The organism is Neisseria sp. P0021.S005 (genome assembly GCF_051956955.1).
Map to the genome: position 1 here is coordinate 1 of NZ_JBQCWY010000097.1, position 8,741 is coordinate 8,741.

General features: G+C 54.7%; 13 protein-coding genes and 1 pseudogene. 8 read left to right on the forward strand and 6 right to left on the reverse strand.

The genetic code is table 11. The annotated features are described in order from the left end of the window. Positions 1-89 precede the first annotated feature (89 nt). From ACTHUE_RS07505 to ACTHUE_RS07540, 8 genes are all read left to right on the forward strand, one after another. Positions 90-998 (forward strand): dialkylrecorsinol condensing enzyme, encoded by a 909-nt coding sequence (locus ACTHUE_RS07505; protein WP_440403016.1) that lies wholly within the window; start codon positions 90-92, stop codon positions 996-998. 34 nt (positions 999-1,032) lie between these two features. After that, positions 1,033-1,278: a GNAT family N-acetyltransferase gene (locus ACTHUE_RS07510; protein WP_137041221.1), complete on the forward strand. Its 246-nt coding sequence runs from the start codon at positions 1,033-1,035 to the stop codon at positions 1,276-1,278. A gap of 19 nt (positions 1,279-1,297) precedes the next feature. After that, positions 1,298-2,464: a beta-ketoacyl-ACP synthase III gene (locus ACTHUE_RS07515; RefSeq protein ID WP_440423195.1), complete on the forward strand. Its 1,167-nt coding sequence runs from the start codon at positions 1,298-1,300 to the stop codon at positions 2,462-2,464. Next, complete coding sequence (locus tag ACTHUE_RS07520) at positions 2,465-2,860, forward strand: hypothetical protein (protein ID WP_440423197.1); 396 nt, start codon at positions 2,465-2,467, stop codon at positions 2,858-2,860. An 8-nt stretch (positions 2,861-2,868) separates the two neighbouring features. Continuing rightward, positions 2,869-3,543, forward strand: coding sequence for a glutathione S-transferase family protein (locus ACTHUE_RS07525; protein ID WP_440423199.1), 675 nt, complete (start codon positions 2,869-2,871; stop codon positions 3,541-3,543). Positions 3,544-3,672: 129 nt separating this feature from the next. Beyond that, positions 3,673-4,380: a tRNA (adenosine(37)-N6)-threonylcarbamoyltransferase complex dimerization subunit type 1 TsaB gene (gene tsaB, locus ACTHUE_RS07530; RefSeq protein WP_440423209.1), complete on the forward strand. Its 708-nt coding sequence runs from the start codon at positions 3,673-3,675 to the stop codon at positions 4,378-4,380. Then, positions 4,377-4,820, forward strand: a complete 444-nt coding sequence (gene rimI / locus ACTHUE_RS07535) for a ribosomal protein S18-alanine N-acetyltransferase (RefSeq protein ID WP_440423201.1) — start codon at positions 4,377-4,379, stop codon at positions 4,818-4,820. The genes tsaB and rimI overlap by 4 nt, the downstream gene beginning before the upstream one ends. Continuing rightward, on the forward strand, positions 4,814-5,575 hold the full coding sequence (locus ACTHUE_RS07540) for a uracil-DNA glycosylase family protein (protein ID WP_440423203.1): 762 nt from the start codon (positions 4,814-4,816) through the stop codon (positions 5,573-5,575). Before rimI ends, ACTHUE_RS07540 begins: the two co-directional genes overlap by 7 nt. A gap of 71 nt (positions 5,576-5,646) precedes the next feature. Here the strand turns inward: ACTHUE_RS07540 and ACTHUE_RS07545 are convergent, their stop codons facing one another. From ACTHUE_RS07545 to ACTHUE_RS07570, 6 genes and pseudogenes are all read right to left on the reverse strand, one after another. Beyond that, positions 5,647-6,435: a thiazole synthase gene (locus tag ACTHUE_RS07545; RefSeq protein ID WP_440423205.1), complete on the reverse strand. Its 789-nt coding sequence runs from the start codon at positions 6,433-6,435 to the stop codon at positions 5,647-5,649. A 118-nt stretch (positions 6,436-6,553) separates the two neighbouring features. Further along, the gene (gene thiS, locus ACTHUE_RS07550; RefSeq protein WP_070459683.1) at positions 6,554-6,748 is read right to left on the reverse strand and encodes a sulfur carrier protein ThiS; all 195 of its coding nucleotides are present in this window, start codon (positions 6,746-6,748) and stop codon (positions 6,554-6,556) included. A 42-nt stretch (positions 6,749-6,790) separates the two neighbouring features. Next, positions 6,791-7,408 (reverse strand): thiamine phosphate synthase, encoded by a 618-nt coding sequence (gene thiE, locus ACTHUE_RS07555; protein WP_070459686.1) that lies wholly within the window; start codon positions 7,406-7,408, stop codon positions 6,791-6,793. A 114-nt stretch (positions 7,409-7,522) separates the two neighbouring features. Continuing rightward, positions 7,523-7,981, reverse strand: a complete 459-nt coding sequence (locus tag ACTHUE_RS07560) for a methyltransferase family protein (protein ID WP_070459692.1) — start codon at positions 7,979-7,981, stop codon at positions 7,523-7,525. Between the two features lie 67 nt (positions 7,982-8,048). Further along, positions 8,049-8,192 (reverse strand): annotated as a pseudogene (locus ACTHUE_RS07565) (FAD-dependent oxidoreductase); the annotation flags it as partial. A 100-nt stretch (positions 8,193-8,292) separates the two neighbouring features. Continuing rightward, the coding region (locus ACTHUE_RS07570) for a magnesium transporter (RefSeq protein WP_440423207.1) at positions 8,293-8,741 on the reverse strand (449 nt) is incomplete at its 5' end.

Genomic DNA, 8,741 nt, shown 5'->3' on the forward strand with positions numbered 1-8,741 from the left:
ATACTGAATATGAATAAAGTTCAAGGCCGGTCGGTTTACTATATAATACCGTCCAAACCAACCATAACTTACTCATTGCAGGGAAGATAATGAAAAAAGTGCTGATTGTGCATTACTCGCAAACGGGACAGCTCTCCAGCCTGGCGCGAAATTTTGCCGCGCCGTTGCAAACAGCCGGCGTACAGGTCGATTGCGTCAATATCGTACCGGAGCAGGCATTTCCGTTTCCGTGGCCGTTTTGGCGTTTTTTCGATACCTTTCCTGAAACCGTCCATTTAAAACCCGCCCCGATTCTGCCGCCGCAAATCCCATCCGAAGATTACGATGTGGTGGTCATTGCCTACACTGTTTGGTTCCTCTCTCCTTCGCAACCGATGACCGCCTTTTTACAACGCGAAGAAACGCGCCGGCTGCTGGACGGCAAACCGGTCATCACGCTTATCGGCTGCCGCAATATGTGGCTGGGCGCGCAGGAAAAAATGAAATCTTTGCTAAAACAAAACGGCGCCAAACTCATCGGCAACATCGTAAAAATCGATGCCTGCAACAGCGCGGCAAGTTTCATTACCACGCCCGCATGGATGCTGACCGGCGACAAGCGCTATTTCCGCTCCCTGCCCTCCGCCGGCATTGCTGAAGAAGAATTGGCGGATGCGGCGCGGTTTGGTACGAAATTGCGCGATACACTATTAAACCAACAGCCTTTGGACGAAACCCTGTTTCAAAACATGGGCGCGGTGACAGTGAATGAAAAACTGATTTTCAGCGAACGTACCGCCGGCCGCAGCTTCTTCATCTGGGGCAAGCTTTTGATGGCGGCAGGCCGTATTTCTCCGCTCTTGCGCCGTGCCTTGTTGTGCTTCTACATCGTCTTTTTATTGGCGATGATTTTGGTGGTTTTGCCCGTCAGCGTGATTTTAAAAAAACTGCTGCATCCGCTGCTCAAAGGCCGTCTGAAAAAACTGGCGGACTATTATGAACAACCGTCAGGAAGATGATACGTTTCAGACGGCCTCAAACTAGGAATCCATCATGCCCGAAGTTATCCACTACCCCGAACGCCGTCGCTTTCAAATCGATATTGACGGTTTGGAAGCAGGCTACATCAGCTATACCGAACACAACGGCGGCTGGGACATAAACCATACCGTGGTCTCGCCCAACTTCCGTCATCGCGGCATTGCCAAACTGCTGGTAAGCGCGCTGATGGAATACGCTGAAACACACCACATCCCGTTGACTGCAAGCTGCGACTACGCGGCGCGGTTTATCGGTTGATTATTTTGACAAACACATCATGACATCGAATAACACACTCAAAGACGTTTATCTCAACCGCGTTTCTGCCTTCTTGCCCAATGCCCCCGTCGGTAATGACGAAATGGAAGCCATCCTCGGCATGGCAGGCGATGTGCCTTCACGCGTGCGCCGTATGATTTTGCGTTCCAACGGCATTTTGTCGCGCCATTACGCCATCGACCCCGAAAGCCGCCGCACGACGCACACCAATGCCGAATTGGCTGCCGAAGCGGTCAACGGACTGTTTGCCCAAGGAGTTCCAGCAGAAGCCATCGGCAGCCTGGCCTGCGCCACTTCCTATCCCGACCAAACCATGCCCGGACACGGCGTGATGGTGCACGGTTTACTGGATATGCCGCCTTGCGAAGTGTTCAGCATGGCAGGCGTATGCGCGGCAGGCATGGCGGCGATGAAACACGCCTACAACGCCGTGCGTACCGGCGAACACGCACATGCGGTTTCCGTTGCTTCCGAAAACGCCTCGGCGGTCATGCGCGGCGAAGTGTTTCAAAGTGAAACCGACCATAAAAAACTGGAAAACGCGTCCCCCGAAATCGGGTTTGAAAAAGACTTTTTGCGCTGGATGCTGTCTGACGGCGCAGGCGCGGTGTATCTGTCCGACCGCCCCAATTCAGACGGCCTCAGCCTGAAAATCCATTGGATAGACCTGCTTTCCTACGCCAACGAAATGCCGCCCTGCATGTATGCAGGTGCAGAATTCCGCGACGGCGTATTTGAAGGCTGGAAACACGCCGATGCCGATTACGGCCGCCACCACAGCCTGATGGCGGTCAAGCAGGACGTCAAACTGCTGAATGAAAACATCGTCCGCTATACAGTGGAAAAACCCCTCTCCCAAATTGCCGCCAAACACGGCATCCGCGCCGAAGAAATCGATTGGTTCCTGCCCCACTACTCTTCCGGCTTTTTCCGCGACCGCCTTTCAGACGGCCTGAAAAACATCGGCTTCGACATTCCGCAGGAAAAATGGTTTACCAATCTGCACAGTAAGGGCAACACGGGTTCGGCCTCGATTTACATCATCCTTGAAGAATTTATGCGCACTTTCCCCATCGAACACGGCCAAAAAATCCTGTGTTACGTTCCGGAAAGCGGCCGTTTTTCAACATGTTTTATGCTTTTGGAAGCAGTAAAGGCCGTCTGAATGAAAATTGACGACATCCCTCAAGACAACAGCGCCAGCTACCACGGCCACCGCAAAGTCATCTACGGCACCCGCAACGGCCACTACGAAGCGGCCACCAGCAACGGTTGGCAGGACGAAGCCTACGCCACTGAAATGGCGGTGTGCGAACTCGATGCCCAAACGCAGGCCGCGCGCGAAGCCGTCAAAAAAGGCGAATATTCGCCGCTGTACTACCATATGTTCCGCTGTCGTTATGATGAAACCGGCTTGGCCATGGCGGCAGGTGTATGGAAATGGCAGCTGCGTCGGCATTTCCGTCCCGAAGTGTTCGCCAAACTACCGGCCAAAACCCTGCAAAAATACGCCGATGCCTGCCAAATCAACATAGACGGCCTCAAACAAACCAATATTTAAAGCCCCTCATGATTACCCTGCATTCGCTCGACCAATCCCGCGCCCTGCGCATTGTTTGGCTGCTTGAAATCCTCGGTACGCCTTACCGTCTACAAACCTACCGCCGCCATCCCGACATTTTGCTCGCCCCTGACGAACTCAAAACCATCCATCCCTTGGGCAAATCGCCTTTATTGGATGATGACGGCTTTATCTTGGCGGAAAGCGGCGCGATTACCGACTATCTGATTCAAACCTACGGCAACGGCCGTCTGATGCCCGAACGCGGCAGCCGCGAATACTGGCAATATCAACGCTGGCTGCATTATGCAGAAGGTTCGCTGATGCCGTTATTATTGCTCGGACTGGTGTTCCGCCGGATTGAAAGCGCGCCCATGCCGTTTTTCGTCAAACCGCTTGCCCGAAGAATCAGCGGCAGCGTCAAAAGCAGCTTTATCCATCCGCAAGCCGCGCTGCATCTTTCCCATATCGACAGCGAGTTGGAAAACCGCGAATGGTTGGTCGGCAACAGCCTCAGCGGTGCCGACATCATGATGAGCTATCCGCTGCAAGCCGCGGCCGACCGCTTCGATTTCACAGATTACCCCAATATCCGCGCCTATTTGCAGCGCATCGAAGCGCATGAAGCCTACCGCCGCGCCGTTGAAAAAGCAGGTTCGCCTTTATTGAAACTCGACAAATAAAACAAGGCCGTCTGAAACGTTTTCAGACGGCCTGAAACCTTGGTTCACTTATCGAATAGCTTTGCAGCAAACGGCGTTTTTACCCAAGCGCTGCCCAAATGCTTTGTTCCCCCTCGCCGTTCCACTATAATGGCAACCCATATCCTTCTAAAAAATAACACCATGCCAACCGACAACCGCCCGACTCTTGCCATTGACACCAGCACAGCCTTTCTGTCCATCGCATTGGAACATCAAGGCGAAGTCCGCCTGTTTCATGAAAACGTCGGCACCAAGCAATCCGAACAAATCCTGCCGAAAATCGAACGCCTCTTTAAAGAAGCGGGCATCACGGCTGCCGATTTGGGCTGCATCGTTTATGCACAAGGCCCCGGCGCATTTACCGGCCTGCGTATCGGCGCGGCGGTTGCACAAGGTTTGGCCACGCCGTTTGACACACCCATGATCGGCATTCCCTGCCTCGATGCCGCCGCTTCGCTGCCGCCACCATCAAGCTGCGTACTGGCGGCCACCGATGCGCGTATGGGCGAAGTGTTCTACGCATGGTTTGATACGCAAAACCACATCCGCTTGAGCGATTACACGGTTGGCAAAGCCGTCGCCATTACCGCGCCCGAAGGCAAAACGCCTACCGGCGGTATCGGCAATGCCTTTGCCCTCGCCGACAAACCGCCTTTTGACGGTCAAACCGATATGCCGACCGCCGCCGACTATCTTAAACTTGCCCGCAGCGGCCGTTATATTGCTACCGATGCGGCACACGCCGAGCTGCTCTACGTCCGCAACAAAATTGCCCTGACTGCGCAAGAGCAAGCCCAACAAAAGGCCAAACCGTGAACCTGCGTCCAGCCGTACTTGCCGACTGCCCCACCCTTGCCGCCATCGACGCACAAGGCAATCCCTCCTCGTGGACGACGCAGCAGTTTGAGTCGGCAGTTCAACACCATCCCGACAGCGTTTGGCTCAGCCAAACCGACCACCAAATTACCGGCTTTATCGTATGGCAAACCGTGTTTGACGAATCCGAGCTGCACCTGATTGCCGTCGCGCCCGAATACCGCCGCCAAGGCATTGCGTCCGTCCTGTTGCAACACTGGCAAAACACGGTGCAACAGCAAGGCACAACCCGATTGCTGCTCGAAGTCCGTGCAAGCAATGAAACCGCGCAACAGCTCTACCGCAAACACGGCTTCCAAACCTGCGGCCGCCGCAAAAACTACTACGCCCTGCCCGACGGTGGCAGCGAAGATGCCGTATTGATGGAGAAATCATGTTAAGCAGCCGCTACCTGCACCTGCACGAAGCCTTGGGCTTGGGCCCGATGTGGCTGAACCGAAACGCCAAAATCATCCATGCTGCGCCTCAAGCCGCAGCCGCGCCCGTCCGCCCCAAAACCATTGCTGCCGATACCGCGCAAGCCGTGCGCACTTTATCCGCAGGAGCCCATCAGGCACGCACTGCCGCCATTGCCACTGCGCAAACGGCTAAACCTGCTGTCCGCGTTCCCGAAGCAACACCCAAAGCCATTGCCGAAACACCGGCAAAAACAGAAAAAGCCGCGCATTCAGACAATCTGCCCCGTCTTGACGTAACCATCAGGCCGTCTGAAATCATGGTGGTCAGCATTTGCCCGTCCACCGAAGACAGCCTGCACGGTACGCTGTTTAGCGGCGACGTCGGCACGCTTCTCGACAACATCCTCGCCGCCATCGGTCTCAAACCCGAGCAGGCGCATAAAACCGCATGGGTCAAAACCGCGCCTGTGTTTACCGCCCTGCCCGATGCCGAACACATCCGCTCCGAGCTTGCCGAAATGCAAAACGAGCTGACCGCTTCGCAAGCGCGCGCAGTCTTGTTCCTCGGCAAAATCTTCGACAGCCCCGACATGATCGGGCTGATGAACGAATTGTGCGCAGAGCGGCCGCATTTCGTCATTCCCCACCCCGCCCGCCTACTGATGCAGCCGCAACTCAAAGCGCAGGCATGGCAAATCTTAAAGCCATTGAAACAGCTTTTGGCCAAGGCCGTCTGAACATTCTGTTCAACCTAAAATCAGGTTTTCCACCAACAAAAAAGGGCGTGTACGACACGCCCTGACGTTTATTAATATTCCGCTGAATGCCAAAAAGGCTGACCCACCGTCGGCGTACTGGCGCGCGCTTTCTCACGCGCCTCCACAGGTTCCGCCTCATAAGCCAGACGGCCCGACTCGACCGCAAGCGCAAAAGCGTGTGCCATATTAACCGGATCACCGCTACGGGAAACAGCGGTATTTAACAACACGCCGTCAAAACCCCATTCCATCACTTGCGCCGCCTGCGAAGGCAAACCCAAACCCGCGTCGATAATCAACGGCGTGTCGGGCAGGCGTTCACGTAGGACTTTCAGCGCATAAGCATGAACCGCGCCCAAACCCGTGCCAATCGGCGCCGCCCACGGCATCAACGCCTGACAGCCTGCGTCAAGCAGTCGGCGGCAGGCAATCAGGTCTTCGGTGCAATAAGGCAGCACTTTAAAGCCGTCTTTAATCAGAATTTCCGCCGCTTCAACCAGTTGGAACACATCCGGCTGCAAGGTGTCATCATCGCCGATGAGTTCGAGCTTGATCCAATCGGTATCAAACACTTCGCGTGCCATTTGTGCAGTAGTTACGGCTTCCTGCACACTTTGGCAGCCTGCGGTATTGGGCAACACAGGTACGCCCATTTCTTCCAACAATGACCAAAAGCCCTGCCCGTGCGCTTCGCCGCCGCTGCCGGCGCGGCGTAACGAAACGGTAATCATCGCCGGTTGCGCGATTTGAACAGACTGCTTGAGGATTTCCGGCGTCGGATAAGCAGCCGTACCGAGCAGCAGCCGTGAAGGGAAAGTTTCTCCGTATAGGGTAAACATGATGGATTCCTTTGTAATATTTTTTAGATTTTAAGCATAAGGCAATCGGGCAACCCTGCCCGATATTCAAACAGGCAAAAGTCGAGCGCAAATACCCAACCTATTGATTGCAAACTGCTTATCCGCCGACTACGGGGCGCACAATGTCCACTTTGTCGTTTTCGTTTAAAACCGTTTCCGCATACGCGCCTTTGGCGACAAAATAGGTATTGACGGCAACGGCAAACGGCTTTTGCGGCGCGGTTTGGGCGATAAGGTCGGCAACGGTTGTGCCGTTTAATGTGATGGCTTCATTGTTCAATATAATCTTCATAATGTTTGCTCCTCTTGTCAGACTTCTTATTTTCAGACGGCCTCATTCATTCCACAAAGCCTGAAACGCTTTAACCACCGCTTCGGGATTTTCCGCTTCGGTCACGGCGCGAACAACAGCGAGCGAGGAAACGCCGGTGGCAAGCACATCTTCGGCGTTGTTCAAATCGATGCCGCCGATGGCGACGACGGGCGTGCCGCGTGCCTGTCTGACGTATTCGCGCAGTTTGTCCAAACCTTGCGGGGCGGTTGGCATTTGTTTGGTCGTAGTCGGAAAAATCGCGCCGCTGGCGACATAGCTGGGGTGTACGGACAAAGCGCGGTCGAGTTCGGCGACGGAGTGCGTACTCAAACCCAAGCGCAAACCGGCGGCGGTAATGGCGGCAAGGTCGGCGGTGTCCATGTCTTCCTGTCCGAGATGTACGCCGTATGCGCCCGCTTCTATCGCCTCGCGCCAGTAGTCGTTGATGAAAAGCTGCGTACGGCTGCCCTGACAGGCGGCGACGCAGCGGGCGATTTCGCATTTCAATTCATCGCCGTGCAGGGTTTTGCAGCGCAGTTGCACCGTGTCGGCACCTGCTTCGACCATGCGCTCCACCCAATCGGCGGTGGGAACGACGGCGTAGAATTTGAGCGGGGATTTTAGGGGCGGGAAGGTCATGGGGTGTCCTTTTTCATTTCTTACGGAGCAATAAAGGTTGTCTAAAAACATCGAGTATTCGCATTCATGCCGTAGAGCAGAAGAGGGGCGATACTTGATGGGAAGCTTTCGCTTTTATAACCAACGGCGGACGCGCCGACAATAAGACTCGTACTCTGCACCGAATTTCTGCGCCAAAACGCGTTCTTCGGGCATGATTTGAAAGCGTGTCATATAGGCAACAAATGCAGCCAAAAACAACCACGGCAGCGGGTGCGCCAAATAGCCCGCCCAGGCGACCAGCCAGCAGCCCAGACCCGCATACATCGGATTGCGACTGAAACGGTACACGCCGTCTGAAACGAAGTGTTCGGTTTGTTCGGGGTGGAGCGGGCTGATGGTCGTGCGCAAACGGCGAAACGCCCACACACCTAATACGCTCAACAGAGTCCCAAACACCATGAAAACAACCGACAGCAATATAGGAAAGCGCGGCAATATGTCGGCTAACGCCGACACTTGGGTAGAGATGTACATCAACAACGCACAAATAAAACATATCGCCGGCGGCGGAATTTTGGTTTCTAAATTCATATTGTTACCTTTATAAAACTGATGGCGCGACGTTTTCAGACGAACTAAAGCTTATTTTACCTCAAGCTTATTTTCCAATATACGCCAAACCGCTTTCTTCATCACGTTCGGGCGCGTCTTTTCCGTCAAACAGTGCCACTGCCAATCTGACGGCGGCGGCGGTTACGGCAGGGGAAATCATGAAACCGTGGCGGAAACAGCCGAAAATCTGTGTTTAGGTTTCGGCTGTTGGGGGGAAGGGCTTTTTTGCAAAGGTCTCGGCCTTTTAAACGGTTTGAAAAAGGACGTGTCGAACACGTCCTTTTTTCCTATTACAACAGGAATATGGTTGCCAATCCCAAGAAAATCAGGAAGCCGCCGGAGTCGGTGACCGCGGTAATCAGCACCGAGCTGCCCAATGCCGGGTCGCGTCCGGCTTTGTCCATCATGACGGGAATGAGGACACCGACGGTCGCGGCAAGCAAAAGGTTCAAGGTCATCGCGGCCACCATGACCAAACCGATGCCGATGTTGCCGTAGAGCAGCCATGAAATCACGCCCATCACGGTGCCCCAAATAATGCCGTTGACGAGGGCGACGCCGACTTCTTTTTTCAGCAGGCGGCCTGCCTGCGTGCTGGTCATTTGTCCCATCGCCATGGCGCGGACGATCATGGTGATGGTTTGGTTGCCGGAGTTGCCGCCGATGCCGGCGACGATGGGCATCAGCGCAGCCAGTGCGACGATTTTCTCGATACTGCCTTCAAATGCGCCAATTACGC